The sequence below is a fragment of the Pseudarthrobacter niigatensis genome (genome assembly GCF_030812615.1).
Lineage (GTDB): Bacteria > Actinomycetota > Actinomycetes > Actinomycetales > Micrococcaceae > Arthrobacter > Arthrobacter niigatensis.
Genome location: NZ_JAUSTB010000005.1, coordinates 117,153 through 143,611, shown reverse-complemented (window position 1 = coordinate 143,611; position 26,459 = coordinate 117,153). Strand labels below are relative to the sequence as shown.

Genomic DNA, 26,459 nt, shown 5'->3' with positions numbered 1-26,459 from the left:
TGGGGCGTTGTCCCCCTTAGCGCTGATTTGGGGGGCGTTAAGGAGGGTGGTCAGTTGTCACCGGAGCGGCCGTGGGCCAGGCCCGCGGGGAATCCGATGAGCAGCGGCTCGGGGGTGCCGCAGCATCCTCCGGACGTTTCTGCCACGAATCCGGCAGAAGCGGCAGCGGGGACGTCGCAGCTGGTGCCGGTGTCCGAGGAACAGACCCCGGTCTCCGGCAGCTCGAGTTGCACGGTGTCGGCTGCTTCCCGGTCCCCGGCCAGGGCAGCCGCGACGGACCGGACCTGTTCGTAGCCGGTGGCCAGCAGGAAGGTGGGCGCGCGCCCGTAGGACTTCATCCCAACGATGTAGAAGTCCTGTTCAGGGTGGGACAACATTGCTGCACCGTGTGGTTCCACCGTTCCGCAGGAGTGGAATTCCGGGTCGATCAGGGGTCCGAGTCTGCGCGGGGCCTCCACGCCCGGGTCCAGTTCCAGCCGCAGCTCCTGGAGGATCTTCAGGTCGGGCCGGAACCCCGTGGCCGGAACCACCACATCGGCCTGGAGGGTCCGGCCGTCCGTGGCGGTCAAGGTGACCGGGCCGGCGTCGGCTGCCTCGATGGAGGCGATACCGAAGCCGGTGTGCAGTTCCACCCCGCCGGATTCGACGAGGGTACGCAGCCGGCTGCCCAGCCGGCCGCGGGCGGCGAGCCCGTCGGCGTCGCCGCCGCCGTAGACCTTGGCTGCCGACGTGCCGCGGATGGCCCAGATGATCCTGGTGCCGGGTTCCTGGGTGGCAAGGTCTGCGAGGTTGATCAGGGTGTTGGCGGCAGAGTGGCCGGAACCGATCACGACGGCGGTGCGTCCGGCAAAGCCTGCGCGCCCGCGGCCCACCACGTCCGGCAGCGGGGAGGAGATGTGGGCAGCGGCGGCGGCTTCACCGACGGCGGGCAGTCCCGACGTTCCGAGCGGGTTGGGGGTGGACCAGGTGCCGGAGGCGTCGATGACGGCGGCGGCCTGGTAGTCGCGGATGTCGCCGTCGGCGTGTTCCACCCGGACCAGGAAGGGGGTGCTGTTGCGGTTGCGGCTGTGGGTCTTGTCGATGCCTTGGCGGGTCACCGCGATGACGCGGGCGCCGGTGTGGAGGCGGGACGCGATGGCCGGCAGCGCGGCGAGCGGGGTGAGGTACCGGTCGATGAGGTCCCCGCCGGTGGGCAATGCCGCGGACTCGGGTGCCGTCCAGCCTGTTTCGGAAAGCAGGCGGACTGCCGCGGCGTCGGTGTTGTACTGCCACGGGGAGAAGAGCCGGATGTGCCGCCACTGCCCGATCGCCGCGGCCGGGGCCGGGCCGGCTTCGAGGATGAGGGGTTCCAGGCTGCGTTCCAGCAGGTGCGCCGCCGCGGCGAGGCCGATGGGGCCCGCGCCGATGACCACAACGGGGAGGGTGTTGGTACCAGCCACGAGGGTTCTCTGCTTTCTACGGTCCGGGGGTTACTGGTTACTGGGCGGGGGTGAGGGAGGCGATGAGGCCCTCGATGCGGCCCTTGATCTCATCGCGGATGGGGCGGACGGCGTCGACGCCCTGGCCCGCGGGGTCTTCGAGTTCCCAGTCCTCGTAGCGCTTCCCCGGGAAGATCGGGCAGGTGTCGCCGCAGCCCATGGTGATGACGACGTCGGATTCCTTGACTGCCTCGGTGGTGAGGACCTTGGGGATCTCGGCGGACATGTCGATGCCGAGTTCGGCCATGGCCTCGACGGCGGCGGGGTTGACCGTGTCGGCTGGCTGGGAACCGGCGGAGCGGACCTCGATGGCGCCCTTGGCCAGGGTGGTCAGGAAGGCGGCGGCCATCTGGGACCGCCCGGCATTGTGGACGCAGACGAACAGGACGGAGGGCTTTTTGGCGGGTTCGGTGCTCACGGGGTTTCTCCTGGGGTTCTCGGGGGTTAGGCGGAAGGCTGGCTGGTGGTGAAATAGCGGGTGCGGGCCCAGAGGGCCGCGTACACCAGGGCAACGAGGGCGGGGACTTCGATCAGGGGCCCGACGACGCCAGCCAGGGCCTGCCCGGAGGTGACGCCGAAGGTGCCAATCGCCACAGCGATGGCGAGTTCGAAGTTGTTGCCTGCGGCGGTGAAGGCCATGGTGGCGGTCCTAGCGTAGCCAAGGCCCAGCCACTTGCCAACGGCCATGCCGGTGCCGAAGACCACCAGGAAGTAGACCAGCAGGGGCACGGCGATCCGGACGACGTCGAGCGGGCGGGAGGTGATGGTCCCGCCCTGCAGTGCGAAGAGCAGCGTAATGGTGAACAGCAGCCCGTACAGCGCCCACGGTCCGAGCTTCGGCAGGAAGGTTCCTTCGTACCAGTCGCGGCCTTTGGCCTTTTCGCCGATCGTCCGGGTGAGGAAGCCGGCCATCAGGGGGATTCCCAGGAACACCAGTACGGAGGCGGTGATGGACCAGAAGGAGAAGTCCGCGCTGGTGGTGGGCAGGTCCAGCCAGGACGGCAGGAGCTGGAGGTAGAACCAGCCCAGGGCGCCAAACGCGATGACCTGGAAGACCGAGTTGATGGCCACCAGCACGGCCGCGGCCTCCCGGTCGCCGCAGGCGAGGTCGTTCCAGATCATCACCATGGCGATGCACCGGGCCAGGCCCACGATGATCAGGCCGGTGCGGTACTCGGGCAGGTCAGGGATGAAGATCCAGGCCAGGGCGAACATGAACGCCGGGGCCAGTACCCAGTTCAGCACCAGCGAAGTGATCATGAGTTTGCGGTCACCGATTACCCGGTGTGCCTGGTCGTAGCGGACCTTCGCAAGCACGGGGTACATCATCACCAGTAGCCCGACGGCGATCGGCAGGGAAACCTGGCCGATCGTGACGGCCTCGAGAACCGTGTTCAGGCCCGGGACGAAGGTTCCCAGCAGCAGCCCCAGTGCCATGGCCGCAATGATCCACACAGGCAGGAACCGGTCCAGGGTGGAGAGCTTGCCCGCGATGGGAGCCGCCGGGTCAAGGCGGGATGTGGGGTCAGTCTGGATGCTCACGGAACTCCTGTGGCGCTGGTGTAAGGCCTGGGCGGGACTGCTGGAACAACATTGATATTCGTCGATATGAAGTATCGGCAACTATATCGATGATTGTCAATCTTGTGCATAATGGACGCATGACTTCCCTGCAACTGGCTGAGCCCGCCATCGCCGAGGACTGCTGTGCGCCATCAGGCCGGCCAGCCCTCGAGGTGGAGGAGGCCCAGCGCACGGCCCTTGTGTTCAAGGCGCTGGCCGATCCGAACAGGCTTCGGCTGCTCTCGATTGTCAAGGGCGCCGGAGACGGCGAAGCGTGTGTCTGCGACCTGACCGAACCGCTGGACTTGAGCCAGCCCACAGTGTCCCACCATCTGAAGATCCTGGTGGACGCAGGGTTGCTGCACCGCGAAAAGCGCGGCACCTGGGCGTACTACTCGCTGGTTCCCGGTGCGATCGAGCAGGCGGCCGGCCTCCTGGCCACCCTGTAGAACCGCCCGGTGCCCGTTATGCGGGTTGGGAGCTGTAGGCGGTGAGGGCTGCCAGTTTTTCTTCGCCAACGGGCTCCTCGGGCAGCAGGGGGATGAGAGCCACCCTGTCGGCCAGCGCGTACACCTTTGAAATCTCTTCAAGCTCGCCGGCCGCGCGCGCCTGCAGGAACGGTGACATTGGGTGTGCAGCGGCGATCGAGTTGTTGATGACCCAGGCCCACGGATGGTTGCAGGTCGTCCTGCAGCTCCTTGGCCTCGAGCACCGGGGTGGTTTCGGCCAGCGTCACCAGGACCACCTTGGTCTGCGCCGGGTCCTGCAGCCGCATAAGGGGTGTCACAAACCCCATGGTGGCTCCCACCTGGCGGGCGATCTCCCGGTGGTACGAGCCCGTGGCGTCCAGGAGCAGCAGCGTGTGGCCGGTAGGGGCGGTGTCGATCACCACGAAGTGCCTGCGGGACTCCTGGACCACCTTGGAGAACTGCCGGAACACCGCAACCTTGCAGCCGGATGGTGTGGCCCGTCGGCGCGGTATCGAAAACAATGTGGTGGTACTCGCCGTAGCTGCCGTCGTCGGCAAGCAGGCTTGTGAACTCGTCGAAGGAGGCGATCTCGGTGGTGCACGAACCGGAGAGGCTCTCCGCGATCCCCGCCAGCTCCGCGTCCGGAAGGACCCCGCGGGCCGGGCCAATGATCCGCTCCCGGTAGGCCTCGGCAGCTTGCTCCGGGTCGATCTCCAAGGCCCGGAGACCTGGCACGCCGCGGATCGGGGTGACAGTGTTGCCCACCTCCTGGCTGAACACCTGGCCAATATTTGAGGCGGGGTCGGTGCTGACCAGGAGGACTTGCTTCCCTGTCCTGGCAAGGGTGAGCGCGGCAGCGCAGGCCACGGACGTCTTGCCCACGCCGCCCTTGCCCGTGAAGAACAGGAACCGGGGCGCGTCCTGGAGGAACTTCATGGTGTTTCTCCTTGGCTTCCAGCGGGTCGCGGCATGCCGGCCCTGCGATGCTATTGATATCCATCAATGCCTGAAAGAATACCGGCTGACACCCAAGGAAGGCAGGGTCCGATGGCGGTACCTGACAGCGATCCGGTGAAGGCAGACCTGCTGTGGATCGCGGCCGACTTCCGGCGCATCGTTGTGGGCGCCCCGGCGGATGAGCTGGACCTGCCCTCCAACGGAACGCGGTGGACCAACCGGCAGTTGCTCTTCCACATGGTCCTGGGCCAGAATATTGCGCTCGCGGGGATTCCGCTCCTGGGACTGTTCTCGCGCCTGCCGCCTCCGGCATCCCGGAACTGGAGCCGCCTCCTGGACTCCTGCGCCCGCCCCTATGACTGGGTGAACTGGGCCGGATCCGCCGCCGGAGGCCAGGTCCTGAAGCCGGCCGGCATGTTGGGGATGATGGACCGGACCACGCGGATCATTGTGAACTGGTACGACCATGCCGGCACCAGGGCACTGGACCGCGGCATGACCATGCCCGTGCGGTGGGATCCGTACTTCCTGCCCTGGATGAGCCGCCGGGACATCCTGGAGTGGGCGCCCAAGCACTACCGCCACCACCGGGCCCAGTTGAGCCTGACCACGCTTCCGGCCTGAGCGGAAGGGTTCGGTGCACTCCGGCCCAGTTACTCCGGCCGCATCCCGCGTGGGAGCGGGGACACGCAGCTGAGCACGGCGTGTTCACCGAGTGCGGCAGGAGTAACCGGGCGGGAATGCTCGACGGCGGCCCCGTGGACGGCCCGGGGCCGCGGCCGGGCTAGGGAACGGACGGGTCCCCGCCGTCCAGGCCGATGGAACGCCCGCGGGCAAAATGGGCGTTTGCGATCTCGTTGACCTCGCGGACGCTCTTCCCCGGATGGGCCAGCCGGAGCCACTCGTAGTCCCACTCCTGCATGTCCCGCACGCGGCTGATCCGCTTGTGGGCCCGCATTTGGGCGGTGAGTTCCTCGCCGCTGGGCACCCGGGGCGGGGGCGGGGGCCTGAGGGGTTGCGGCGGGGGCTGCGGCATACGGACCGGACGTGCCGGGGCGTTGGCGGAGCGGACCAGTGCCACCGTCAGCGCAACCACCCCCGCCGCAATCAGCAGCACCCACCAGTACTGGATGATGAGCGCCACGATGATGAGGACGAAGAAGGGCGCGCACCCGATGGCGCCGCCGCCTCCGCTGCGTGACCGACGTCGTTTGGCTGCCATGCTGGTTCCTCTTGCGAAGTGATTGTTAGGCATCCACTTTCGCACCGGGCAAGCGCCGTGTCATGAGTACCCGGTACTCGAATTGGGCTAGTCCGTGATGTCGGTGCTGGTGCTCAGCTCCTGCCACTGGTCCAGCTCGGCGCGCTGGGCATCGGCCACCATGCCGAACGCGCCGAAGGCGTCCGTGCCCAGGACCAGCAGGCCCGGCGGGTTGGGGGAATCGACGACGGCGAGGATCGCCTTGGCTGCCTTGTCCGGGTCCCCGGGCTGGTTGCCGTGGGCCGTGTCGACTTCCTTGCGGCGCTTGCCGGCCGTGTCCGCGTAGTCCCCGATCGCCGTCGCGGACTGGGTGAGCGAGCGGCCCGCGAAGTCGGTGCGGAAGCCCCCGGGCTCGATGGCCGTGACGTTGATGCCCAGCGGCTTCAGTTCGTTGCGCAGCGATCCGGACATGCCCTCCAGCGCCGCCTTGGTGGCCGAGTAGTAGCCGGAACCGGGAGGGGTGATGCGGGCGCCGATGGAGGAGATGTTCAGGATGGTCCCGGACTTGTTGGCGCGCATGCCCGGCACCACGGCCTTGATCATGTCCACGGCGCCGAAGAAGTTGGTGTCGAACAGGCGGCGGATGTCGGCGTCGTCCGCTTCCTCCACGGCGGCGCGGTAGCCGTAGCCGGCGTTGTTCACCAGCACGTCGATGCGGCCGAACTTTTCCTCGGCTGCCTTGACCGCGGCGGCGATCTGCGCCTTGTCCGTGACGTCCAGGGCCAGGGGAAGTGCGCTGTCCGGGAAGCCGGCGGTGATGTCCTGCACCGCGTCAACGTTCCGGGCGGTGACCGCAGCGTTGTGCCCGGACGCGAGCACGGCTTCAGCGAGTGCCCGGCCAAGTCCGGTGGAGCAGCCTGTGATGAGCCACGTTGCCATGGGTTTTCCTTTCGTAGGGGTGTAAGGCGGGGCGGGCACCTAAGCCCGCTGCCGCCGTCGTGCGTGTGCGCTCAGTTCGTGCGCGCCGTAGCTGTTGTCGTCGGGGTTGACCGTGACGCCCGGAGCCACCAGCTGGTCGATGCGGTCCAGCACCTCCGGGGCCAGGACGGTGTCCGCGGCCGGGAGGTAGGACTCCAGCTGCTCCATGGTGCGCGGGCCGACGATGGCGGAGGTGACGCCGGGGTGGTTGATCACGAACGCGATGGCCAGCTCGATGAGCGTCACCCCGGCCCATTCGGCCACCTGCGCAAGCTCCTCCACGATGTCCAGCTTGCGCTGGTTGGCGGGCTGGCTCATGTCGAACCGGGCGCTGGGCCGGGCGCTCGAGGTGGGCCTGGACGCGGAGTCCTTCCGCCACCGTCCGGAGAGCCAGCCGCCTGCCAGCGGACTGTACGTGAGGGTGCCCATCCCGTGGCGCTGCGCCGTGGGGAGCACGTCCTCCTCGATGCCGCGGGTCAGGATGGAGTAGGGCGGCTGCTCGGTGACGAACCGCTCCAAATTGCGCTCGCGGGACGCCCACTGGGCTTCGACGATCTGGGAGCCGGAGTAGGACGAGGAGCCGATGTAGCGCACCTTGCCCTGGCGGACCAGGTCGGTGAGGGCGCCGAGGGTTTCCTCCACGTCGGTGTCCGGGCTGGGCCGGTGCACCTGGTAGAGGTCGATGTGGTCGGTGTTCAGCCGGCGCAGCGAGTCCTCCACCTCCCGCATGATCCACCGGCGTGACCCGCCGCGCTGGTTGGGGTCCTTTTCGTTCATGGGCATGAAGAACTTGGTGGCCAGGAAGACGTCGTCGCGCCTTCCGGCAAGTGCCGCACCAACGATTTCCTCGGAGGCGCCGCCGGAGTAGACGTCCGCGGTGTCGACGAAGTTGATGCCGGCGTCCAGGGCGCGGTGGATGATGCGGGTGGCGTCGGCGCGGTCGTCATTGCCCCACGGGCCGAACATCATGGCGCCGAGGCAGAGGGGGCTGACCTGCACGCCGGTGCGGCCAAGGGGGCGGTATTCCATAGCTTTTTCTCCTTTAGGCTTCGGGGATGACCATGGCGAACCGCTCCGGCCGGGCCACATCTGGGTCCGGGCCGCTGCGGATACCGGTATCCAGGGCGTCGATGGCGGCGAGTTCAGCTGCGGACAGCTCGAAGCCGAATACGTCGAAGTTCTCCGCGATGCGCACCGGGTTGGTGGACTTGGGAATGGCGGAGCGGCCCTGCTGCAGGTGCCACCGGAGCATTACCTGCGCGGGGGTCTTGCCGTGGGCGTCCGCGACGGCGGCAATCGCCGGGTCCCGCATGACGTTTTTCCGGTTCTCGCCCCAGCCGGGGTAGAACGTGATCCCGCCGATGGGTGACCATGCCTGGGTGAGGATGCCGTGTTCGGCGTCGGCCGCCTGGACGTTCCGCTGGGCGAAGTAGGGGTGCAGTTCGATCTGGTTGACGGCGGGGACAACGTCCGTTTCCGCCAGCAGCTGGGTGAGGTGGTGCGGCATGAAGTTGCTGACGCCGATGGCCCGCACCCGCCCGTCCTTGAGCAGGGTTTCCAGGGCCTTGTATGCGGCGATGGTCTTGTCGAACCGGTCCGGCGCGGGCTGGTGCAGGATGAGCAGGTCCAGCTGCTCCACGCCCAGCTTGCCCACCGCCTTGTCCCAGGCGTGCAGCGCCTCGTCGTAGCCGTAGTCGCTGACCCAGACTTTCGTCTCGATGAAGACCTCTTCGCGCGGCAGCCCGGAGCGGCGTATGCCTTCGCCCACCTCGCGCTCGTTGCCGTAGGCGGCGGCGGTGTCGATGTGCCGGTAGCCTACCTCGAGCGCTGTCTGGACGGCCGCCGTCGTCTCTTCCGGGGGACTTTGGAAGACGCCCAGGCCGAGCGCGGGCAGTGTGATTCCGTTGTTGAGCGTGAGTTCCATGCCTCCACGCTATTTCGGCGCGCGGGTTTGTGGGAGGGCTTGCCAGTCCCTCCTTCGCTGTCCACCCGGGGCGTAGCGTGGGTGCCATGACGAACAGCGAGGACGTGCGGAAGTTCCTGGCCTCCCGCCGCGCCAGGCTCACACCCGATGAAGCCGGGCTGCCCGCGTACGGCGGCAACCGGCGCGTGAAGGGCCTGCGCCGGGAGGAGGTGGCCATGCTCGCCGGGATGAGCATTGATTACTACATCCGGCTGGAGCGGGGGAACCTGTCCGGAGCTTCGGACAGTGTGCTGGAGGCTTTGGCACGGGCCCTGCAGTTGGACGACGCCGAGACGGCCCACCTTTTCGACCTGGCACGTGCGTCCACGGCTGCCCCGAGGGTGCGGCGCAAGCGCAGCCCGCAGACGGTGCGGCCCAGCGTGCAGCGGGTGATCGATGCGATTACCTCGGCGCCGGCTTGGGTCCGCAACGACCGCGGCGACGTGCTGGCTTCCAACGAGCTGGGCCGGGCCCTGTACCTGGAGATGATGCTCGACGGCGGCACCCCGCCCAACAGCGCGCGGTTCACCTTCCTGAGCCCAAAGGCGAGGGAGTTCTTCGCCGACTGGGAGCGCGCCGCGGATGACATCGTGGCTGTGCTGCGGTCCACTGCGGGCAAGAACCCGTACGACAAGGACCTCTCGGACCTGATCGGCGAACTCTCCACCCGCAGCGAGGAGTTCCGCATCCGCTGGGCCCGGCATGACGTGAAGTACCACCGCACCGGCCGCAAGCGGCTCCATCACTCCATCGTGGGGGACCTGGACCTGACTTATGAGGCGATGGAGCTCCCTGCGGATCCCGGGCTGCGCATCAACATCTATACGGCCGAGCCGGGGTCGCCGTCAGAGGACGCACTGAAGGTCCTCGCCAGTTGGGCGGCCACGCAGCGTGCTTTGGGGGCAGCGCCTGAGGTGCCGGCGTCTGACGTGGCGGCGCAGGAGACCTGAACCGCTTTCGCGCTGCGCCCATTCGTTTTCGACGCGCGTATTCGCTGCCGCTGCGCAGATTCCGGCCGCGCTAGGGAATTTGCGCGTCGGAGGCGGTTTTGCGCGTCGTAATGGAACCGCGGAAGCAGAAATTCCCCGAGGCCTCTGCTCACACCAGCGGCGCATCCTCGTTCAGCCACGCGAGTGCCTCGTCCATGGAGGTGAAGTATCGGGTGGGGTGGGCCGGCTTGTGCCGTCCCATATAGAAGTCGGCCAGTGTTTGGTCTACGGGGGATGTGCCTACCACCGCCGCGCACTTCACCGGCCAGGTGCCGGCGAAGGCCTTCAGGGCGCCCTGGTCAATCCATTCCAAGCCTGTCATTTCGACCAGCATCGGAAGGGCGCGGCCCCCGCTGAGGGCCCGGGCCCGGTGCATCAGCGTCCTGGCATCCCGCTCCGTGACAACGTCCCCGGGGGACCACTTCAGATGGAGCAAGCCGCCGGAGAGCTCGATGGTTCCGGTGACGTCTGCGTCCTCTGCGGCATTCATGCCTTCTACTGTGATGGCTTTTCAGTAGGAGCGCCACCGGTGAGGCGCCCGGGCCTATGACGGCCGTCTGCATGCAATGGGGGGTGAAGTAGGCTCGGTCGGATCACCGCCTGCGGGGGCCGACGCATGGCGGGCCAGAGGGTGGCTTCACCGAACGGGTTGCCGGACACCGCTGCTGAGGTTCAGTCCCGACGCGCAAATTCCTGAACGCCACCCACATAAGCGCCGCGCCTGGGAGGTGGCGCGTCACAAGGGATTTTGCGGGTCGAGAACAGCGGAACGCGTACGACGCCGGCCCACCCCCGCCGCCGCCAGCTTCCGTTCCAGCGTTCCAGCCGCAGCGAGCTCCGCCCAGTCCCACCGCTCCACGCGGAATCCCAAAGAACGAAGTCGGTTTTCGCGTTTCTTCTCAGCCAGGACTGCCTCGGATGTGGTCCTGCCCTTGAGGAACTCGGGTTTGACGTACTTCTCCTCACCGTCGAACTCGCCAATGATCCGCGACTCCTTCCAGTAGAAATCCGAGTACCCCACCAGACCTGCGGCGTCCGTGAAGCGCTGCTGGAGGAGAGGGGGTTCGAAGCCGGCCACGTGGATCAGTGCGCGGCTCCAGGATTCGCCGGCCGAAGCAGACGCGGGATCGGCAAAAGCGATGGCGGCCCGGATCCGTCGCGCCGCCGCAGCGGAGTAGATGTTCCCGATGCCCGCTTCCAGTTCAGCCTTGGTCAGGGCAGGCAATTGACGGGCCAGGTCCGGCCGGAGCACGTGGTCCAGCGGTGCCATGGCTTCGGCAAAGGGGCTGAATGCGGCCAGGTCCAGGACAGTCCGGACGCGGTCGGTGACCAGCAGCCCCTCCACGCAGCACGCCCTCAGGCCCGACCGGGCAGCGAAGTGGCGGCTGACTCCGGCACGTGACCTCCCGCCGTCGTTCTTCAACGTGAGGGCCTGAACCGGGTGGTTCTGCCCGATGAACGGGATGTCCCACACGCTGGCTGAGGAGTGCCTGGCGAAGATTGTGGGTTTTTCAAACGTTTCCGCGGCGGCCTGGACCCTGACGCGGTACTGCTGCCAAGGCTTCAGGTCCCGCCACGTTGGTCCGTCGACATACACGCCGTGCCGGACCCGCACGAGGGTGCCGGACCGCACGCGCTTGGCCAGATCGTTGGCGCTGAGCCCGTGCAGAATGCGGTCCCGCGAAAGCAGGAACGGCGGGAGTTCGGTCATGTATCAACGGTGGCGTGCAGAGCGCATCACCGGAACGGCAGTCCGGGGTTATGTGGATAAGCGGCTTACCCTGTTGGCCAGTCGTACCGTCCCCCATCAGGGACGCGCATTTGCCCCGCTGACGCGCACGCTCCTTTTCGCGCCCCACATGTGGGCCGCGGGAGGGAGCGCCCGCGTCGAGGATGAATCCGCGCGTCGAAAACCCGAGCCGGAGCGGCTGCTTTCTCCCCTAGGCGCCGGCGCGGCCCATCCGCTGCTTGGCGGTGTTGGTTCCTGCGCCGATTGGGACATGTGTCGTTGCTTTGGCGAGCCCAAAGACCGGCATTCCGCTGTAAACGACCTCGATGCCGGTGGCCGGCACCTGGTACGTCTCGTGCCAGACGCCGACGTCTCCGCTCCCGGCAAGTTCCTTCATGAAGCGGCGCCAGGGCTCAAGATGAGGGGCGTCCCGGTCCGCCGCAAACTTCCGCAGGTGCTCCGGACTCTCCCAGTAGCTGACCAACATGGTGGTGCGCCCCGCCCACTGGTGGTAGCCGAGCATTCCCGCTTCGGGGACAGCGGCCAGGTGCCGGAGCATGCGCCCCATGGCGGCACCGACCCTGCCTACGGTTCCGATCTTCCACCACCGGTTGGCCCGCATGCCGATCAGGAAGACCGTTACGGATTCCCGTGCGGGGTCGGCGGTGTACCGGCCCGGAAATACCTTCTGCGCCATGGGAACTCCCTCGCTCGATCGTTTCATAACACCGTTACAAAACAAGGTTATGAAACAATGGGGTCCATGGCAAGACCTGTTGTGCATAACGATTCCCTGAGGCGGGCCCTGTTGGACGTCACCGCCGGGTTGGTGGACCGCAGTGGTCCCGCGCGGCTGACGCTGCGGGACGTGGCCGCCGCGGCAAGGACGTCCACCACGGCTGTGTACTCACTGTTCGGCGGAAAAGCCCAGCTCCTGACAGCAGTGGTGGAGGACGGGTTCCGCTCCTTCGGCGATTCGCAGCACGCAGCAGCCGGCGGCGGCCTCCAGGGGCTCGGGGACGCCTACCGGGCCTGGGCACTCCAGCACCCGGCCCTCTACCGCCTGATGTTCGGCGGCGCTTTGGCCGCGTACGTCGATTGCCAGCCAGACCCCGATGCGGCCATGGATGCCATGCAGCCCCTGAAGGACGCGGTCGCCTCTGCACAGTCCGCCGGGACCCTGCGGGAGGCGCCCGTGGACCTGGTCGCGGCAGCCATCTGGGGACAGGTCCACGGCCTCGTGAGCCTTGAGTTGGCGCAGGTTGGGCCGCCCGGAGCCGATTGGGCCGGGGTGTACGTGCAGGCCCTGGAAGCCGTTGGGCGTGGATGGGCGGCCTGACGGTTCCGGTCGTCAGCGCCCGCAGCTCCAGATCCAACCAGGGAAAGCACGACGGCGGGGCGCGCCAGTAAGAGCCGCGCCCCGCCGTCGGCAACTCCAAGGCAGCGGGGGCAGCCTAGTCTCCGCGGAAGAAATCCCTGAGCTGGGTGGCGATGGCGGCGGCGGAAACCTGGTGGGTCTGGCCGTCGAGGACGCGGTGCTCGCTGCCGGGAACGGCGGCCGCGATGGTCTGTTGCCCCTGCGCCATGGGGTCCGCGGCCTTGCCGCCCACCATGACCAGGGTGGGCACGGTGATGGTGCGGAGCCGATCGACGGGGGCCACGAAGTTGTTGGTTACCCGGGTTTCGTAGGGCAGGGTGTTGGCCGCCGCCGTCTGCTTCTTCCACACCCCCGGCATGAGGCGCAGCATGTAAGGGAGGAACGCCGGCGCCCCCACCATCTTGACCAGGAAGTAGGACACGGCGCTGCCGCGCTTGCCGTCCCGCAGCAGGGCCTCGAGGTGTTCGCGGTGGCTCCCCGGTGTCCCGTCGGCGCCCTGGACACCGGTGTAGGGCGCCTCATATGTGGCCAGGCCGCGCATTGGAACTCCCGCCGCGGCAGCCTCGAGGGCCAGCGCGGCGCCCGAAGAGATCCCGTAGACATAAGGATTCCCGCCGGCCTCGTTCAGCACGGCCTGGAGGTCCTCGATTTCCCGCTCGGTAGCGTACGGCAGGGTCTCGCCGCTGTCCCCGCGCCCGCGCCGGTCGTAGAAGTACACCGTGAAGGCATCCTTCAGTTCGTTCGCCAGGGCGCGGGACGGCCCGAAGTTGCGGCCGCAGAAGGCTCCGTCCACCAGGACCAGGCTGGGTCCCGTCCCCATCCGCTCCACGCTGAGGGAGGTGCCGTCGGGCGACAGAACGCTGACGACGGTGCCGGTTTCCTGGGTCTTGGTCATCGCAATGCTCCATTCAGAGGCGGTTCACGTAGGTGCGTCAAGGGTGTCGGGTCAGGCTAGCGGGTTAGGCCGCCAGATGGAACGTGTCCGCGAAGCGGTGCAGGAGGTTCCCTTGTCCGCTCAGCACCTGGACCACGCCGCTCTCGATGGCGCGGTCGGGGGCGAGTTCGCCGGCGATAAGCCGCCGGATGCCCGGTCCGCTGGCGAACGCGAGGTCGGCCGCGCCGTCGCCACGCCGGACGTCCAGGCTGGGGCCATCCACCCGGATCAGGAGCTCGGTGGAACCGAAGTGCGCCGCGTAGGCGGTGGCCGGCAGGGTGGCGGCCACGTCCGGCCGGAAGGTGGTGCGCAGGTCCATGGTCATTGAGTCGGGGGTGATGATTTGCTCCTCGCGGGGATCGCCCATGGCCTTGAAACCCCAGGCGCCCAGGGCGAGGATCACGGGTTCAAGCTCGCGGCCGTACGGCGTCAGTTCGTAGACGATCACCCGGGAGCGGGGAGCCCGCCGGATGACGCCGGCGGCCTGGAGCTCCTTGAGCCGCGCGGCCAGGATGTTGGTGGGGATGCGGGGGAGCCCGGCGGCGAGCTCCCCGTAGCGGCGCGGCCCCACCAGCAGGTCGCGGACAATCAGGAGGGCCCACCGCTCGCCAACGATCTCCATGGCCTGCGTAATCCCGGAGTACTGCCCGTAGTCGCGTGCGGCCATGGACCTCAGGCCTGCTGGTTCATGAAGGCTTCGGGTCCCTGTTGCGCGGCCGCCGGGTCCATGTAGCCGAATTCCAGGATGTTGCCGTCCGGGTCCGTGAGCTGGCGCTGGTACATGAAGCCGTAATCGGATGCGGGCTGCGCTTCGGAGCCCCCGGCCGCGAGGCCGCTGGCCACGGTGGAGTCCACTGCATCCCGGCTGTCCAGGAAGATCGCGGTGGTGGCCGATACCGTGGCGGATGGGTCGCCGATGGGACGCTCGCTGAAGGTCTGGAAGTATTCGCGGACCAGGAGCATGAAGTAACTGTGGTCTTCCTCCACCACCACGCAGGCGGCGTTGTGGTCCGTGAAGAGGGGGTTGATGGTGAACCCTACCTCCGTGTAGAACGCCTTGGCGCGCTCCAGGTCGGTCACCGGCAGGTTGACGAACATTGCGGTCATCATGGTCTCTTTTCCAAGGGGTTGGTGCGGATAAGGCTCATACTTGCAAAAAACAAGTGGACCGTCAATACCCGAGTTATCCGCCCGCGCTTCGCACCGATGCGGATACCCCCTCGCGACTCGCTTACTCCCTGGCGACTCGCTTGCTCCCTGGCGCGACTCGAATGTGGGCCGCGGAGGGGAAGGTGCGCGTCGAAAACAGTGGTGCGCGTCGATAAGGAGGGCGGGCCGCGGAGGGCAAGGTGCGGGTCGGAAATGTCGGCCGGACAATGATGGCGGCGCGGATACTCCCCGCCGACGCGCATATTCTTCCGCGCGACTCGAATGTGGGCTGCGGAGGGGAAGGTGCGCGTCGCTAAGGAGGGTGGGCCGCGGAGGGGAAGGTGCGCGTCGAAAACGGCAGCGTACGACGGCGGCACGCGGCCCACGCAGTGCGGCCCACGCACGACGGCGGCCCGCACCTCAGCGGTCAGCCCCGGTCAGTCCCGTGCCAGGGGAAGCGCCAGGGGGAGCGCCAGCCGCATGGTGGTTCCCCCGGGCCCGGTGCGGGCCACCTCTACGGTCCCGCCGGCCGCCGTCGCGATGTCTCGGACCAGGGCCAGGCCAATGCCGAAGCTTCGGCGGCCCCCGTCCCCGTCCAGTCCCGGGGCGCGGACAAACCGGTCAAAAATCCGGCCCGGGTCCACGCCGGTAATCCCGGAGCCGGTATCCGCCACCAGGATCACCGCCCGGGACCCTTCAACAGAGCAACTGATGGCCACCCGGCCGCCGGAAGGAGTGTGGGCCAGCGCGTTGTCCGCCAGTGCCAGCACCGCCCGCCGCAGCGAACCGGAATCCACCCGGACCAAAGCCTGCCCGCCGCTGGAGAACTCCACGGAGACGCCCTGCTGCCGGGCCAGGTCCTGCAGGCTTTCGCTGACGGACCGGGCAGCAGAGGCAGCATCGGCAGGCTCCGCGCCGGCGGAAGGTGCGGACGCCGTCGCGGCCAGGAGCAACTCGTTGACGATCCCGGTCAGGGTGGCGGTGTCCTCCCGGATCCGGGCCAGGGCCTGCGCGGATTCTGACCCCGGCTCGGCTTTGCGCTGGGCCAGCTGGATGCGGGTGTCCAGGATGGCCAGGGGTGTGCGAAGTTCGTGGCTCGCGTCCTGGACAAAGCGCCGCTGCCGGGCCAGGGCCTCGCCGAGGGGCCGGATGGCGCTTCGCGCGCTGACCCACCCCACCACGCCGGCCAGCACAATTCCCGCCAGCCCGGCCAGGATCATCCCCTCGATCAGGTCCCTCGAATCGAGGTACGTGTAGGCCGGGGAGGAGGGCACCGAGGGGTGCGCCAGCTTGTTCATCAGGAACACGGTAGCGGCGGCGAGCAGCACCAGCACCAGGACGGCCACCCCGGCGCTGATCCGCAGGGCCACCTTGAGCGACGCGCGGCGGAGGGTTTCCCTGTCCGGATCGGCAGGGGAAGGGGCTGCGGTCATGACGGGTCGCCAATCTGGTAGCCCACGCCGTGGACGGTGCGGATCACGGTCCGGGAAATCTTCCGGCGCAGGTGGTGGACGTAGGTGTCGATCACGCCGGGCTGGTCCGTGGACTGGAAGTGCGCGGCGAGCAGTTCATCGCGGGTGAACACCCTGCCGGGCTCGGCCGCGAGCGCCGCCAGGACTTCGGCTTCCTTGGCGGTCAGCGTCACCAGGCCCCCGTACAGGGAGCGGACAGCGCGCGACGCCGGGTCGAACTCCCAGGTGCCGATCCCCACCGGTCCCGCGGGGGTACTGAAGGTCCGGGTCAGGGCGCGCAGGCGCGCAGCCAGCTCGCCGGCGTCGAACGGTTTGGCCATGTAGTCGTTGGCTCCGGCGTCCAGCCCGCGGACCTTCTCGTCGGTTTCGCCCAGCGCCGTGAGGACCAAAATGGGGGTGCCGATGCCCTTGGACCGGAGCGCTGCGATGACGCCCAGGCCGTCCAGGATGGGCAGTCCGCGGTCAATGACCATCACGTCCCAGGGCTGCGTGAGCCCCAGGTGCAGGGCCTCCTGCCCGGTGACCGCCAGCCGGACCCGGTAGTCCGGTTCCAGCAGTTCGGTGATGAGCGGGCCCAGGGCGGGGTCGTCCTCGGCGAGCAGCAGGGAGAGCCGGTCCGCAGGTGTCATGCGGCTATTCTGTCGTGCCGCTGTCCCGGCCGGAGGTGCTGGCTGCCGTGTCGAGCGATGGCGCGGCGTCGGCTCCAAGGTCCGTGCCGTCGTCGTCCGTTGCCTGCTCCGCTGCGGCGCGGCGGTTCCTGCGCCGGTGCTTGAGGTACTCGATGCCCCAGGGCACCACGGACACCAGGACCATGAGGATGGCGATCACGTCGATGTTCCTGGCGATGACCTCGTAGTGTCCCAGCCAGGTGCCCAGCAGTGTCACGGACGTAGCCCATGCCAGCGCGCCCACGATGTTCCACAGGGTGAATGCCTTGTGCCCGTAGCGGGCGGTTCCGGCGGTCAGCGGCGCGAAGGTCCTGATGATGGGCACGAAGCGGGCCAGGACGATCGCGGCGCCGCCGTGCCGGTGGAAGAAGTTCTCGGTGGCGGTGAGGTGGGCGGTCTTGAGCACCTTGGCGTCGTCCTTGAACCAACGGCGGCCGAATTTGCGGCCCAGGAGGAAGCCCACCTGGTCGCCGGCCACCGCGGCGGCCGTGACCACGCCGATCAGGACGGGCAGGGTGAGGTTCAGTTGCTGGTGCAGGAGCCCGGCGGTGAACAGCAGCGAGTCGCCGGGCAGGAACGGGAACAGGACGCCGGATTCGATGAAGACCATCACGGCGATGACGCCCAGGGCGGCGGGTCCGAACCCTTCCAGGAGGCTGGCCGGGTCCAGCAGGGACGGGGAACCGCTGGCGGTGGCGACGCCGGAAATGGCGTGGGCGGCGAGGATGGTGTGCACGGGGGTCCTTAGTGTCGGCTGGCAGGGGCGGTAAGCGCTGCGGGCAGGCGGTCCAGGAGCCGGGGGCCAAAACGGTTCCAGAGTCCGGCGAGCAGGACCACCGCGGCGCCTGCCGCCAGGAAGGAGGCAATCACATCGGTGGGGTAGTGCACCCCTACATATACCCGCGACCACGCAACTATCACGGGCAAGGCGGCGCCGGCTGCGGCCACGGGCTTGGACCAGCGGGTGCCGCGGCTCAGGAAGTACACCGCGAAGGCCAGGGCAACGGCGAAGGAAACGTGGCCGCTGGGGAAGCTGTTGGAGCCGGTTTCCGGGGCCAGGGGATCGTAGAGCAGGCCGGGGTTGGGCCGCTGCCGGGCGATGATGAGCTTGAAGACTTCGCTGGCCACCCAGCCGGAGCACGCCGTGAGCCCGAACGCGACGGCCTTCGGGAAGTCGCGGCGCACCAGCCAGAGGACCAGGGCGATCGCCGCGATGATGCATACGCCCGCCACGGGAGCGAACAGGACGTTGATCGCCATGGCTATGGCGGTCAGCGCGGCCACGTGGTGCTGGCTGAGGTCCTGGTCCACGTGCAGCTCGGCCGTGGTTTCGCCGGGCGTCAGCTGCACCGTCAGGCCCAGGGCGACGACGGCGGCGCACAGCAGCACGCCCAGCAGCACCCAGTGGCGGGGCTGGGGGAGCGCGGAGAACTGGGTGCCGGCAGCAGCGCGGGTGCGGGGCGTTGCGGTCTCATGGCGGTCACGGGCTGGCTGGTACACGGAAGTCCTTCGGGGGTCCGGCGGTGGACAGGGTTCTGTCCTGGTCTCTGGTTCGATCGTCCCGCACCGTTCCTAAGAAAGGCTTAAGAAACGTGCTCCGCCGGTGGGCACTGGGCCCCGGCCCTGGTCCTGGCGACGCGCATATTCCCTTCCGCGGCGCAGGTTCCGAGGTGAACCGGATATACGGGGTACGCAGAGGAATCCGCGCGTCGGAATTGCAGCCGCGCGTCGAAATCGGCAGGAGCGCACGACGACGGCCCGCACCTTGGGCGGCCACGGCACCAATTCCTGCCCTGGCGCTGGCGACGCGCATATTCCTCTCCGCGGCGCAGGTTCCGTGGCGAACCGGATATGCGGGGTGCACAGAGGAACCTGCGCGTCGAAAACGCAGCTGCGCGTCGAAGAAGCCGGGATCAGTTGGCCACCATGAACGGAACCACCGTCACCCCGGAATTCGTGGACCCCAGCTTGTTGTCCCGGCACGACGTGCGGAGATGCAGCTTGTGCAAGCCGTTGGCCAGGGTCCTGGTGTCGATCGCGATGGGCGCCGAACCGAAGGACGCCCGCCCGTAGGGGCCGGCGGAATCCCACAGGACGGTTCCGGGGTTGGGCGGATCGGCGTGGAAGTCGGGGTCGATCGAGATGAAGGAGTGCGTTGCCGGGAGTGATCCGTTGGGATGGGTGCTCAGGCCCACGGCGGGAGTCCAGACGCCGGACACCGGGGCGTCGGGAATCGGGACGCTGCGGACCGAGGCTTCGCAGTACCCGGAGTGGGTGTACCAGCCCTTCCCGCGCAGGAACGGGTACCGGGCGGCGTCGGACCGGGACTTTCCGTTCTGGATGTCGGTTTGCCAGTTGAGGCTTGCCCGCATCTCGTTGCCGTTCGGCTCCGGCACGAACGCGCGGAGGTGGACCTCCTGCAGGCCCGAATGGCTGAATGCCGAGAGGGGCCGCGAGAATGTCAGCCAGCGCTCGCAGGTTCCACTGCACACAAAGTCGCCGCCGCCCGTGCTGGACGGACCGGGGCAGGCGAAGTCGGCCGCCGCGGCCCGCAGGTAGCACTTCTGGACCGCCGTTTCGCCGCTGGACGTGAGGAACACCATCGAGACGTAGTCGGCCGTGCCGGGGTTGTCGTGGAGGACCACCCGCACGTTCAAGGTGAAGTTGCCGGAACTGATGGTTTCGCGCTCGGGAATGCAGGCACCCAGATGGACGTGGCCGTTGTTGGTGACGGAGTTGTTGGCCTGGTCGGCGTCCGGCATCCACCACGACTGGGCGTCCACGAATTGCCGGGTTTCCGCGTAGGACGTGCCATCGGCGGGAGGGGCCCCGATGCACGGTCCGGCTGCGGCCCGGGCGGCGCCGGAGCCCAGGGCGGGCATGGCGACGCCCGTCAAAGCAACGGCAATAAGCAGGGCCAGGAACCGTCTCATGACGATCCACCTTCCAACGGTGTCTGTCGCTATATGGGGTGGCGCACCCGCGCTGTGATGTCTGTCAGGGCCAAATAAGGCGTGGTCATTGTATGCCCGGGATCGGAGGCAGACCAGAGTTGACATAGTGCTGGCGCCCCCACACGGGGAGGGGATTCGGCGGTGATGCACGACGACGGCCCCTCCCACGTGCCCCCGGCCCCGCCGTGCCCCCGCCCGCGACGCGCATATTCCCTTCCGCGGCGCACATTCCTTCTCGCGCCGCACCTTCGAGGGTCGCAAAGGAAAGTGCGCGTCGAGAATGGCAAGGCGCGTCGTCGGCGCTCCGCGTGGCTGCGCCGCTCCCGCAGAGGACGACGACGGCCCGCGCCATGAGCAGGACGTGATTGGGCGTTGGGGAAAAGGTGGCAGGACGTGATGGGGCGTTGGGGAAAAGGTGGCAGGACGTGATGGAGCGTTGGGGAAAAGGTGGCATGACGTGATGGGGCGTTGGGGAAAAGGTGGCAGGACGTGATGGGGCGTTGGGGAAAACGTGGCAGGACGTGATGGGGCGTTGGGAGGGCAGCCCGCGTAAACGGTGGTGGCCAGCGCCGCTTATGCGGCCGACGGCCGGTCATGCGATCGGGCGGCGCGTTGAAAAAGAGGACGGCACGCTTGACGCCCGCGCACGCTCCCGCATATCCTGAACGAACGGTCGGTAAATAATTCCGAGACGCCCGACAGGTCTTTGCATAGGAGCAACCATGGCAGCGCAGAACTTGCAGTCAGTGCCGGCTGAGCTAACCCCGGAAGAGGACGCCGCAGGCCAGGCCCACTTCGACCGGATCATCGCCGAGGACTCGCGCATCGAGCCCCGCGACTGGATGCCGGCGGCGTACCGCAAGACGCTCCTGCGCCAGGTTTCCCAGCACGCGCACTCCGAGATCATCGGCATGCAGCCGGAGGCCAACTGGATTTCCCGCGCCCCCAGCCTGAAGCGCAAGGCCATCCTCATGGCCAAGGTCCAGGACGAGGCCGGCCACGGGCTCTACCTCTACTCGGCCGCAGAAACGCTCGGCCAAAGCAGGGACAAGATGATGGACGACCTCATCGCCGGCAAGGCCCGCTACTCCAGCATCTTCAACTACCCGGCCCGCACCTGGGCGGACATGGGCGCCATCGGCTGGCTGGTGGACGGCGCAGCCATCTGCAACCAGGTCCCGCTGTGCCGTGCCTCGTACGGCCCCTACGGCCGCGCCATGGTGCGCGTCTGCAAGGAAGAGTCCTTCCACCAGCGCCAGGGCTTCGAGATCCTCCTGGAACTTTCCAACGGCACCCCCGAGCAGAAGCAGATGGCCCAGGACGCGGTGAACCGCTGGTACGCCCCGGCGCTGATGATGTTCGGTCCGCCGGATGACGATTCCCCCAACTCCAAGCAGTCCATGGCCTGGAACATCAAGCGGTTCAGCAATGACGAGCTCCGCAGCCGGTTCGTGGGCATGATGGTGGAGCAGGTCAAGGTCCTAGGCCTCACCCTCCCGGATGACCAGATCCGCTTCAACGAGGACACCAGGAAGTGGGAGCACGGTCCCCTGGACTGGGACGAGTTCCACGAAGTCCTGGCCGGCCGCGGTCCCTGCAACGCCCAGCGCCTTGAGCGCCGGCGGGCAGCGCACGACGACGGCGCCTGGGTCCGCGAGGCAGCAGCCGCCTACGCAGCAAAACAGTCAAAGAAGACGAAGGAATACGCAGCATGAGCCCGCACGGCAACCCGGAAACCCCGGCCAGCTCGGCCACCGAGATCAACCGCGAAGCCCCCAAGGCCAGCCCCGCACCGGATCACCACGACCGCTCCACGTGGGGCCTCTGGGAGGTCTTCGTCCGGTCCAGCCGTGGCCTGAGCCACGTCCACGCCGGCAGCCTGCACGCACCGGACGCCGCCATGGCCCTCCGCAACGCAAGGGACCTCTACACCCGCCGCAACGAGGGCGTGTCCATCTGGGTGGTCCCGGCGGACGCCATCGCCGCCAGCGACCCCGACTCGAAGGGTTCCTTCTTCGAGTCGCCCCAGGGCAAGGACTACCGGCACGCCACGTACTACACCAAGAGCGAGGGAGTGAAGCACCTGTGAGCGAAGCCAACGCCTCCGCCACCCGGATCACCCCCGGCAACGCCCTCCGCCCGGAGGACATCGCACTCGAGGTCAAGACCGGCCTGGCCAAGCCCACCGAAGACGTCGCCGAGTACGCCCTCCGCCTGGGCGATGACGCCCTGATCCTCGCGCAGCGCCTGGGCCACTGGATCTCCCGCGCACCGGAGCTGGAAGAGGACATCGCCCTGGGCAATATCGCCCTGGACCAGTTGGGCCACGCCCGCAGCTTCCTCACCTACGCAGGCGCCGGCATGCCCAACGAGGACGGCACGGCCAAGTCGGAGGATGACCTGGCCTACTTCCGCCGCGAGCATGAGTTCCGCTCCGTGCAGCTGTTCGAGCAGCCCAACGGGGACTTCGCGGCCACCATCGCCCGCCAGTTCGTGGTGAGCTACTACCAGTACGAGCTGTACCGCCGCCTCACCGAGTCCACGGACGCCACCCTGGCCGCCATCGCCGCCAAGGCCGTCAAGGAAGTGGACTACCACCGCGACCACAGCACCCAGTGGGTCCTGCGCCTCGCCGGCGGCACCGACGAATCCCGCCAGCGGATGATCCACGGCCTGCGGACCATGTGGCCGTACGTCAACGAACTGTTCCAGGACGACGAACTGACCGAAAGGCTCGCCCAGGCGGGTGCCGCCGTCGCGCCTTCCAGCCTGCGGGAAGACTTTGACCGCCTCATCGCCGACGTCCTAGCAGAGGCTGAACTTGAGGTCCCGGACGTGCCCCCAGCCCCGGGCGGCGGCCGGTACGGCAAGCACTCCGAGTACCTGGGCTACATCCTCGCGGAGATGCAGGTGCTGGCCCGCGAGCATCCCGGGGCCAGCTGGTGACTGCCGTGTACATCTCGGATTTCGAATCCCGGACCCGCACCCCGGAGCAGAAGGCCTGGGACATCGCGGCCACCGTGGTGGACCCGGAGATCCCGGTGCTCAGCATCGCGGACCTGGGCATCCTCCGGAAGGTGGACGTGGCGGGCGGCGACGTTACCGTCACCATCACCCCCACGTACTCGGGCTGCCCGGCCATGGACGCCATCCGTGACGATCTCCACACCGCCTTCAAGAAGGAAGGCTACGGGGACGTGCACGTGGACCTGGTCCTGGCCCCGGCGTGGACCACGGACTGGATGACCGAGGCCGGCAAGCAGAAGCTGCAGGAGTACGGCATCGCCCCGCCCAGCGGCAACTCCCGGGCCGGCGGCCACTCCGGCCCCATCCGGCTGAGCCTGGCCGTGAAGTGCCCGCAGTGCAACAGCCTCAACACCAAGGAACTCACCCGCTTCGGTTCCACGTCCTGCAAGGCGCTGTATGTGTGCCAGGACTGCAAGGAACCGTTCGACTACTTCAAAGTCCTGTAAGGAAGCCCCCATGCCTGTTGTCCGCCAGACCGCCGCCGAAGAGGCTGAGGTGACCGGCCGCCGTCGTCCGTCCTTCCATTCCCTTGCGGTGAAGGAGGTGCGCCGGCTCACCGACGATGCCATCGAGGTCAGCTTCCACGTGCCGGCCGAGCTCGCCGGCAAGTTCGACTACCTGCCCGGCCAGTACGTGGCCCTGCGCACCACGCTGCCGGATGAAACCGGCGAGCCGAAGGAAATCCGCCGCAGCTACTCCATCTGCGCCGAGCCGCGCAGCTTCGCGGACGGCACCAGCGAGATCCGCGTGGCCATCAAGAAGGACCTGGGCGGGCTGTTCTCCACGTGGGCCAACGCCCAGCTGAAGGCGGGGGACACCCTGGACGTGATGAGCCCCATGGGCGCGTTCGTGTCCAAGCACGGCCGGGACGGGCAGGCCGTGGAGCAGAACGTCATGAACTCCATGAACCACCCGGAGGACCTCGCGGGGGAGCCCGGGAACTTCGTGGCCATCGCGGCCGGATCCGGCATCACCCCGGTGATCGCCATCGCCCGGACGCTGCTGGCCGCCAACCCGGACACCCGGTTCGACCTGATCTACGCCAACAAGGCCGCCATGGACGTGATGTTCTTGGAGGAGCTGGCGGACCTGAAGGACAAGTACCCGCAGCGGCTGGCCATCCACCACGTGCTGAGCCGCGAGCAGCGGATCGCGCCGCTGCTCTCCGGCCGCATCGATTCGGAGAAGCTGCAGCAGCTGCTGGGCACCGCCCTGCACGCGGACGATGTGGACGAATGGTTCCTGTGCGGGCCGTTCGAGCTGGTCCAGCTGTGCCGGGACACCCTGGCCGAGCGCGGTGTGAAGCCCGAGAACGTCCGGTTCGAGCTGTTCACCTCCGGCAAGCCGGACCGCCCGGAGGGCCACGCCGGCCGTCCCGTGGTGGTGGACGAGTCCAAGGAGACGTACAAGATCACGTTCAAGCTGGACGGTTTGCAGGGCGAGGTGGCCAGCCCAACGCACGCCCGCGAGTCGATCCTGAACGCGGCGCTGCGGGTGCGCCCGGACGTGCCGTTCGCGTGCGCCGGGGGAGTGTGCGGCACCTGCCGGGCCAAGGTGGTCACCGGCAGCGTGACCATGGACGAGAACTACGCGCTGGAGCAGGATGAGCTGGACAAGGGCTACGTCCTGACCTGCCAGAGCCACCCCGCCAGCAAGGAAGTCACGGTCGACTTCGACGTCTAAAACCGTTTTCACTAGAAGGAGCCCCATGATTTCCCTTTCCATCAGCAACGGCATCGCCGAGGTAGTGCTGGACGCCCCTCACAAGCTGAACTCGCTGGATGAGCAGGCGCTGCGGGATTTAGCGCAGGCGTACGACGACGCTGCTGCCGCCGCCTCACGCGGTGAGGTGCGGGCACTCCTGCTGAGGGGAGAGGGACGGGCCTTCTGCGCGGGCCGGGACATCGCCGGGGTCACCCCGGAGAACGATGACGCCGCGGCGTACCTGGGCGGGCTGGTTGAGCCTTTGTTGCAGAAGATGGCTGCGTTCCCGGCGCCCACCTTTGCTGCGGCCCAGGGGGCATGCCTGGGCGTGGGGCTGGGGCTGCTGCTGGCCACGGACGTGGTGTACGTGGCGGAGAACGCGAAGTTCGGCTCGCCGTTCGCCAAGCTGGGGGCCACGCTGGACTCCGGCGGGCACTGGTACTTCACCGAGCGGCTGGGCATGCACCGGACGCTGGACCTGATCTACACGGCGGACCTGATCTCGGGAGCCGAGGCGGTGGCGCAGGGGATGTTCAGCCGCGCCATGCCGGCCGACTCGTTGCTGGACTCGACGCGGGAGATCGTTTCGCGGGTGGCTGCCGGCGCTACCGGTGCCTTTGTTGCGTCCAAGGAGTTGGTGGCGCACATCCGTGACCAGCGCCTGGGCCTGTGGCAGGCCATGCAGGAGGAGAACGACGAGCAGGCACGCCTCTGCAAGACCGACGACTACGCAGAGGGTTTCCGGGCGTTCCAGGAGAAGCGCGAGCCGAAGTTCACCGGACTCGTTGGTTGAGCCCGTCGTAACTCGGTGGGGAGCGAAACCCGAGTAATTCCCCTTTATCAAGCCTTGCAGAATTCTTGAGTAAACCTTGCAAGGCCGTTTCAGAAATCTTTATTTGCGTTCGTAAGAGTAGGCGAAGCCGGGCAAACCGGTCGATGCGCCCTGCCGGTCTCACCTGGGCAGCCGCATCCGGGAACCTACTCTGGGGGCACAATTGTCTGAGGTTTTGAACGAGAAAATCGGTCAGGAAGAAAAGGGCGGGATAAGCCGACGCCGCGTCGCCGCGGGTGTCGCGTGGTCGCTCCCGGTTATTGCCACCGCCATCGCTGCTCCCGCCGCTGCCGCGTCTCCGGGGACGCCGGTTTCCGCTTCTGCCACCTTGGGACTGGTATCCTCGCTGGCCGTGGCTCGGGCAACGTCGGCTTCCGGGCCCACGAGTTTCACCATTCAAACGGGCAGTTCGTTCACTGGTCCCACGGTGTCGTACAGCGTCACCTTCACCGCTCGTGACAAGAACCAGAAAGCACTGATTTCTATCGGCGCTGTTTCACAGGGAAGCGGAACGAACTCAGTTTCGCAAAACAAGCAAAGCTCCTCTTTTGCAGGGAGCGTATCTGCGGCTGCTGGAGCCAATGCGCTAACTTTCGTGCTTTCTTCATTCAGCTATACCGACAAGGCAACCAAGGGCACCTACATTTACGATGTTGCCTTACAAGTCACCCTGAACAGCGGAACGACTTTGACGGCGGTCCCGTCCACTTTGACCGTGACGTACCCCTGATGGTCTGGAAACGTGGCGGCCTGGTCGCCGAAGTCTGCACCAAACCCCGGGCGCGGGTTGCACTCCTGCACCTCGATGCAAGCCAGCCCGTGGTTCTGGAAGGCACTGCTGCCGTGATCTGGGATCTGATCGATGGACGGCGCAGCGAGCAGGAGATTTTCTCCGAGCTTGAGGCAACCTTCGAGGATCAGTCGGGGCAGATGCAGGCCCAGGTGGAAAGCTTCCTTGCCACCCTCGAAGAGCAGCGTCTCATCGAGGCTGCCCGCGGCGTTTCCCACTAACG

The 26,459-nt window shown here is 67.6% G+C and carries 31 protein-coding genes and 1 pseudogene; 12 read left to right on the top strand and 20 right to left on the bottom strand.

Features of this window, described 5'->3' with window-relative positions:
* Window positions 1-50: 50 nt before the first annotated feature.
* Genes J2T23_RS09520 through arsB form a run of 3 tightly spaced genes read right to left on the bottom strand, consistent with a single transcriptional unit; the run spans window position 51 to window position 3,014 of the window.
* A complete protein-coding gene (locus tag J2T23_RS09520) occupies window positions 51-1,439 on the bottom strand; it encodes an NAD(P)-binding domain-containing protein (protein ID WP_307359385.1) in 1,389 nt (462 codons plus the stop codon).
* A 37-nt stretch (window positions 1,440-1,476) separates the two neighbouring features.
* Complete coding sequence (locus tag J2T23_RS09515; RefSeq protein ID WP_307359382.1) at window positions 1,477-1,896, bottom strand: arsenate reductase ArsC; 420 nt, start codon at window positions 1,894-1,896, stop codon at window positions 1,477-1,479.
* Window positions 1,897-1,922: 26 nt separating this feature from the next.
* Complete coding sequence (arsB, locus tag J2T23_RS09510; RefSeq protein WP_370871436.1) at window positions 1,923-3,014, bottom strand: ACR3 family arsenite efflux transporter; 1,092 nt, start codon at window positions 3,012-3,014, stop codon at window positions 1,923-1,925.
* A 125-nt stretch (window positions 3,015-3,139) separates the two neighbouring features.
* Here arsB and J2T23_RS09505 point away from each other — a divergent pair, with 125 nt between their 5' ends.
* Window positions 3,140-3,490, top strand: a complete 351-nt coding sequence (locus J2T23_RS09505; protein ID WP_141182311.1) for an ArsR/SmtB family transcription factor — start codon at window positions 3,140-3,142, stop codon at window positions 3,488-3,490.
* A 137-nt stretch (window positions 3,491-3,627) separates the two neighbouring features.
* Here the strand turns inward: J2T23_RS09505 and J2T23_RS19935 are convergent, their stop codons facing one another.
* A complete protein-coding gene (locus tag J2T23_RS19935) occupies window positions 3,628-3,981 on the bottom strand; it encodes an ArsA-related P-loop ATPase (RefSeq protein WP_307359377.1) in 354 nt (117 codons plus the stop codon).
* Between the two features lie 70 nt (window positions 3,982-4,051).
* Window positions 4,052-4,447, bottom strand: a pseudogene (locus tag J2T23_RS19930) (ArsA-related P-loop ATPase); the annotation flags it as partial.
* A gap of 111 nt (window positions 4,448-4,558) precedes the next feature.
* Between J2T23_RS19930 and J2T23_RS09490 the strand changes: the two are divergent.
* On the top strand, window positions 4,559-5,092 hold the full coding sequence (locus J2T23_RS09490; RefSeq protein WP_307359373.1) for a DinB family protein: 534 nt from the start codon (window positions 4,559-4,561) through the stop codon (window positions 5,090-5,092).
* 160 nt (window positions 5,093-5,252) lie between these two features.
* On the opposite strand, the gene J2T23_RS09485 is transcribed toward J2T23_RS09490, so the two are convergent.
* The 4 genes from J2T23_RS09485 to J2T23_RS09470 form a co-directional block, all read right to left on the bottom strand.
* On the bottom strand, window positions 5,253-5,690 hold the full coding sequence (locus J2T23_RS09485; protein WP_307359371.1) for a hypothetical protein: 438 nt from the start codon (window positions 5,688-5,690) through the stop codon (window positions 5,253-5,255).
* 87 nt (window positions 5,691-5,777) lie between these two features.
* A complete protein-coding gene (locus tag J2T23_RS09480; RefSeq protein WP_307359369.1) occupies window positions 5,778-6,608 on the bottom strand; it encodes an oxidoreductase in 831 nt (276 codons plus the stop codon).
* Window positions 6,609-6,647: 39 nt separating this feature from the next.
* Window positions 6,648-7,676, bottom strand: coding sequence for an aldo/keto reductase (locus J2T23_RS09475; protein WP_307359368.1), 1,029 nt, complete (start codon window positions 7,674-7,676; stop codon window positions 6,648-6,650).
* Window positions 7,677-7,689: 13 nt separating this feature from the next.
* The gene (locus tag J2T23_RS09470) at window positions 7,690-8,571 is read right to left on the bottom strand and encodes an aldo/keto reductase (protein ID WP_307359366.1); all 882 of its coding nucleotides are present in this window, start codon (window positions 8,569-8,571) and stop codon (window positions 7,690-7,692) included.
* Between the two features lie 86 nt (window positions 8,572-8,657).
* Here J2T23_RS09470 and J2T23_RS09465 point away from each other — a divergent pair, with 86 nt between their 5' ends.
* Entirely contained in the window at window positions 8,658-9,560 is a 903-nt protein-coding gene (locus J2T23_RS09465) for a helix-turn-helix transcriptional regulator (protein WP_307359364.1), read from the top strand.
* Between the two features lie 148 nt (window positions 9,561-9,708).
* Here J2T23_RS09465 and J2T23_RS09460 read toward each other — a convergent pair whose 3' ends face one another.
* The 3 genes from J2T23_RS09460 to J2T23_RS09450 form a co-directional block, all read right to left on the bottom strand.
* A complete protein-coding gene (locus tag J2T23_RS09460; protein WP_307359362.1) occupies window positions 9,709-10,089 on the bottom strand; it encodes a DUF7793 family protein in 381 nt (126 codons plus the stop codon).
* Window positions 10,090-10,335: 246 nt separating this feature from the next.
* The gene (locus J2T23_RS09455; RefSeq protein WP_141182302.1) at window positions 10,336-11,310 is read right to left on the bottom strand and encodes a type IV toxin-antitoxin system AbiEi family antitoxin domain-containing protein; all 975 of its coding nucleotides are present in this window, start codon (window positions 11,308-11,310) and stop codon (window positions 10,336-10,338) included.
* A 229-nt stretch (window positions 11,311-11,539) separates the two neighbouring features.
* The gene (locus J2T23_RS09450; protein WP_307359360.1) at window positions 11,540-12,025 is read right to left on the bottom strand and encodes a DUF4188 domain-containing protein; all 486 of its coding nucleotides are present in this window, start codon (window positions 12,023-12,025) and stop codon (window positions 11,540-11,542) included.
* A gap of 66 nt (window positions 12,026-12,091) precedes the next feature.
* On the opposite strand from J2T23_RS09450, the gene J2T23_RS09445 reads away from it, so the two are divergent.
* Entirely contained in the window at window positions 12,092-12,667 is a 576-nt protein-coding gene (locus J2T23_RS09445; RefSeq protein ID WP_307359358.1) for a TetR/AcrR family transcriptional regulator, read from the top strand.
* Window positions 12,668-12,782: 115 nt separating this feature from the next.
* On the opposite strand, the gene J2T23_RS09440 is transcribed toward J2T23_RS09445, so the two are convergent.
* The 8 genes from J2T23_RS09440 to J2T23_RS09405 form a co-directional block, all read right to left on the bottom strand.
* Entirely contained in the window at window positions 12,783-13,601 is an 819-nt protein-coding gene (locus tag J2T23_RS09440; RefSeq protein WP_307359355.1) for an alpha/beta fold hydrolase, read from the bottom strand.
* A gap of 64 nt (window positions 13,602-13,665) precedes the next feature.
* A complete protein-coding gene (locus J2T23_RS09435; RefSeq protein WP_141182299.1) occupies window positions 13,666-14,307 on the bottom strand; it encodes a winged helix-turn-helix transcriptional regulator in 642 nt (213 codons plus the stop codon).
* A gap of 5 nt (window positions 14,308-14,312) precedes the next feature.
* On the bottom strand, window positions 14,313-14,747 hold the full coding sequence (locus tag J2T23_RS09430; RefSeq protein WP_307359735.1) for a VOC family protein: 435 nt from the start codon (window positions 14,745-14,747) through the stop codon (window positions 14,313-14,315).
* A 479-nt stretch (window positions 14,748-15,226) separates the two neighbouring features.
* On the bottom strand, window positions 15,227-16,222 hold the full coding sequence (locus tag J2T23_RS09425; protein WP_307359352.1) for a sensor histidine kinase: 996 nt from the start codon (window positions 16,220-16,222) through the stop codon (window positions 15,227-15,229).
* Window positions 16,219-16,890: a response regulator transcription factor gene (locus J2T23_RS09420; protein WP_307359350.1), complete on the bottom strand. Its 672-nt coding sequence runs from the start codon at window positions 16,888-16,890 to the stop codon at window positions 16,219-16,221. Before J2T23_RS09420 ends, J2T23_RS09425 begins: the two co-directional genes overlap by 4 nt.
* A gap of 4 nt (window positions 16,891-16,894) precedes the next feature.
* The gene (locus tag J2T23_RS09415) at window positions 16,895-17,665 is read right to left on the bottom strand and encodes a DedA family protein (protein WP_307359348.1); all 771 of its coding nucleotides are present in this window, start codon (window positions 17,663-17,665) and stop codon (window positions 16,895-16,897) included.
* Between the two features lie 8 nt (window positions 17,666-17,673).
* On the bottom strand, window positions 17,674-18,429 hold the full coding sequence (locus J2T23_RS09410; RefSeq protein WP_307359346.1) for a phosphatase PAP2 family protein: 756 nt from the start codon (window positions 18,427-18,429) through the stop codon (window positions 17,674-17,676).
* 413 nt (window positions 18,430-18,842) lie between these two features.
* Window positions 18,843-19,862: a hypothetical protein gene (locus tag J2T23_RS09405; protein WP_307359344.1), complete on the bottom strand. Its 1,020-nt coding sequence runs from the start codon at window positions 19,860-19,862 to the stop codon at window positions 18,843-18,845.
* Between the two features lie 743 nt (window positions 19,863-20,605).
* Between J2T23_RS09405 and paaA the strand changes: the two genes are divergently transcribed.
* The 8 genes from paaA (at window position 20,606) to J2T23_RS09365 (ending at window position 26,457) form a co-directional block, all read left to right on the top strand.
* The gene (gene paaA, locus J2T23_RS09400; protein ID WP_307359341.1) at window positions 20,606-21,598 is read left to right on the top strand and encodes a 1,2-phenylacetyl-CoA epoxidase subunit PaaA; all 993 of its coding nucleotides are present in this window, start codon (window positions 20,606-20,608) and stop codon (window positions 21,596-21,598) included.
* A complete protein-coding gene (paaB, locus tag J2T23_RS09395; RefSeq protein WP_255173088.1) occupies window positions 21,595-21,972 on the top strand; it encodes a 1,2-phenylacetyl-CoA epoxidase subunit PaaB in 378 nt (125 codons plus the stop codon). Before paaA ends, paaB begins: the two co-directional genes overlap by 4 nt.
* Entirely contained in the window at window positions 21,969-22,829 is an 861-nt protein-coding gene (paaC, locus tag J2T23_RS09390) for a 1,2-phenylacetyl-CoA epoxidase subunit PaaC (RefSeq protein ID WP_307359338.1), read from the top strand. The genes paaB and paaC overlap by 4 nt, the downstream gene beginning before the upstream one ends.
* Window positions 22,826-23,356 carry a 1,2-phenylacetyl-CoA epoxidase subunit PaaD gene (gene paaD, locus J2T23_RS09385; RefSeq protein WP_307359335.1) on the top strand — a complete coding sequence of 177 codons (531 nt, stop codon included), beginning with the start codon at window positions 22,826-22,828 and terminating at the stop codon, window positions 23,354-23,356. The genes paaC and paaD overlap by 4 nt, the downstream gene beginning before the upstream one ends.
* A 10-nt stretch (window positions 23,357-23,366) precedes the next feature.
* Window positions 23,367-24,593, top strand: a complete 1,227-nt coding sequence (gene paaE / locus J2T23_RS09380) for a 1,2-phenylacetyl-CoA epoxidase subunit PaaE (RefSeq protein ID WP_307359333.1) — start codon at window positions 23,367-23,369, stop codon at window positions 24,591-24,593.
* Window positions 24,594-24,618: 25 nt separating this feature from the next.
* A complete protein-coding gene (locus J2T23_RS09375) occupies window positions 24,619-25,407 on the top strand; it encodes an enoyl-CoA hydratase/isomerase family protein (RefSeq protein ID WP_307359330.1) in 789 nt (262 codons plus the stop codon).
* Window positions 25,408-25,621: 214 nt separating this feature from the next.
* Entirely contained in the window at window positions 25,622-26,176 is a 555-nt protein-coding gene (locus J2T23_RS09370; protein WP_307359327.1) for a hypothetical protein, read from the top strand.
* Entirely contained in the window at window positions 26,176-26,457 is a 282-nt protein-coding gene (locus J2T23_RS09365; protein WP_307359324.1) for a PqqD family protein, read from the top strand. Before J2T23_RS09370 ends, J2T23_RS09365 begins: the two co-directional genes overlap by 1 nt.
* Window positions 26,458-26,459: the final 2 nt, after the last annotated feature.

Excerpts from the sequence above, each read along its gene's own strand:
- J2T23_RS09505 (WP_141182311.1), top strand. The coding sequence starts at position 3,140 with ATGACTTCCCTGCAACTGGCTGAGCCCGCCATCGCCGAGGACTGCTGT.
- J2T23_RS09490 (WP_307359373.1), top strand. The coding sequence starts at position 4,559 with ATGGCGGTACCTGACAGCGATCCGGTGAAGGCAGACCTGCTGTGGATC.
- J2T23_RS09485 (WP_307359371.1), bottom strand. The coding sequence starts at position 5,690 with ATGGCAGCCAAACGACGTCGGTCACGCAGCGGAGGCGGCGGCGCCATC.
- J2T23_RS09480 (WP_307359369.1), bottom strand. The coding sequence starts at position 6,608 with ATGGCAACGTGGCTCATCACAGGCTGCTCCACCGGACTTGGCCGGGCA.
- J2T23_RS09475 (WP_307359368.1), bottom strand. The coding sequence starts at position 7,676 with ATGGAATACCGCCCCCTTGGCCGCACCGGCGTGCAGGTCAGCCCCCTC.
- J2T23_RS09470 (WP_307359366.1), bottom strand. The coding sequence starts at position 8,571 with ATGGAACTCACGCTCAACAACGGAATCACACTGCCCGCGCTCGGCCTG.
- J2T23_RS09465 (WP_307359364.1), top strand. The coding sequence starts at position 8,658 with ATGACGAACAGCGAGGACGTGCGGAAGTTCCTGGCCTCCCGCCGCGCC.
- J2T23_RS09460 (WP_307359362.1), bottom strand. The coding sequence starts at position 10,089 with ATGAATGCCGCAGAGGACGCAGACGTCACCGGAACCATCGAGCTCTCC.
- J2T23_RS09455 (WP_141182302.1), bottom strand. The coding sequence starts at position 11,310 with ATGACCGAACTCCCGCCGTTCCTGCTTTCGCGGGACCGCATTCTGCAC.
- J2T23_RS09450 (WP_307359360.1), bottom strand. The coding sequence starts at position 12,025 with ATGGCGCAGAAGGTATTTCCGGGCCGGTACACCGCCGACCCCGCACGG.
- J2T23_RS09445 (WP_307359358.1), top strand. The coding sequence starts at position 12,092 with ATGGCAAGACCTGTTGTGCATAACGATTCCCTGAGGCGGGCCCTGTTG.
- J2T23_RS09440 (WP_307359355.1), bottom strand. The coding sequence starts at position 13,601 with ATGACCAAGACCCAGGAAACCGGCACCGTCGTCAGCGTTCTGTCGCCC.
- J2T23_RS09435 (WP_141182299.1), bottom strand. The coding sequence starts at position 14,307 with ATGGCCGCACGCGACTACGGGCAGTACTCCGGGATTACGCAGGCCATG.
- J2T23_RS09430 (WP_307359735.1), bottom strand. The coding sequence starts at position 14,747 with ATGACCGCAATGTTCGTCAACCTGCCGGTGACCGACCTGGAGCGCGCC.
- J2T23_RS09425 (WP_307359352.1), bottom strand. The coding sequence starts at position 16,222 with ATGACCGCAGCCCCTTCCCCTGCCGATCCGGACAGGGAAACCCTCCGC.
- J2T23_RS09420 (WP_307359350.1), bottom strand. The coding sequence starts at position 16,890 with ATGACACCTGCGGACCGGCTCTCCCTGCTGCTCGCCGAGGACGACCCC.
- J2T23_RS09405 (WP_307359344.1), bottom strand. The coding sequence starts at position 19,862 with ATGAGACGGTTCCTGGCCCTGCTTATTGCCGTTGCTTTGACGGGCGTC.
- paaA (WP_307359341.1), top strand. The coding sequence starts at position 20,606 with ATGGCAGCGCAGAACTTGCAGTCAGTGCCGGCTGAGCTAACCCCGGAA.
- paaB (WP_255173088.1), top strand. The coding sequence starts at position 21,595 with ATGAGCCCGCACGGCAACCCGGAAACCCCGGCCAGCTCGGCCACCGAG.
- paaE (WP_307359333.1), top strand. The coding sequence starts at position 23,367 with ATGCCTGTTGTCCGCCAGACCGCCGCCGAAGAGGCTGAGGTGACCGGC.
- J2T23_RS09375 (WP_307359330.1), top strand. The coding sequence starts at position 24,619 with ATGATTTCCCTTTCCATCAGCAACGGCATCGCCGAGGTAGTGCTGGAC.
- J2T23_RS09365 (WP_307359324.1), top strand. The coding sequence starts at position 26,176 with ATGGTCTGGAAACGTGGCGGCCTGGTCGCCGAAGTCTGCACCAAACCC.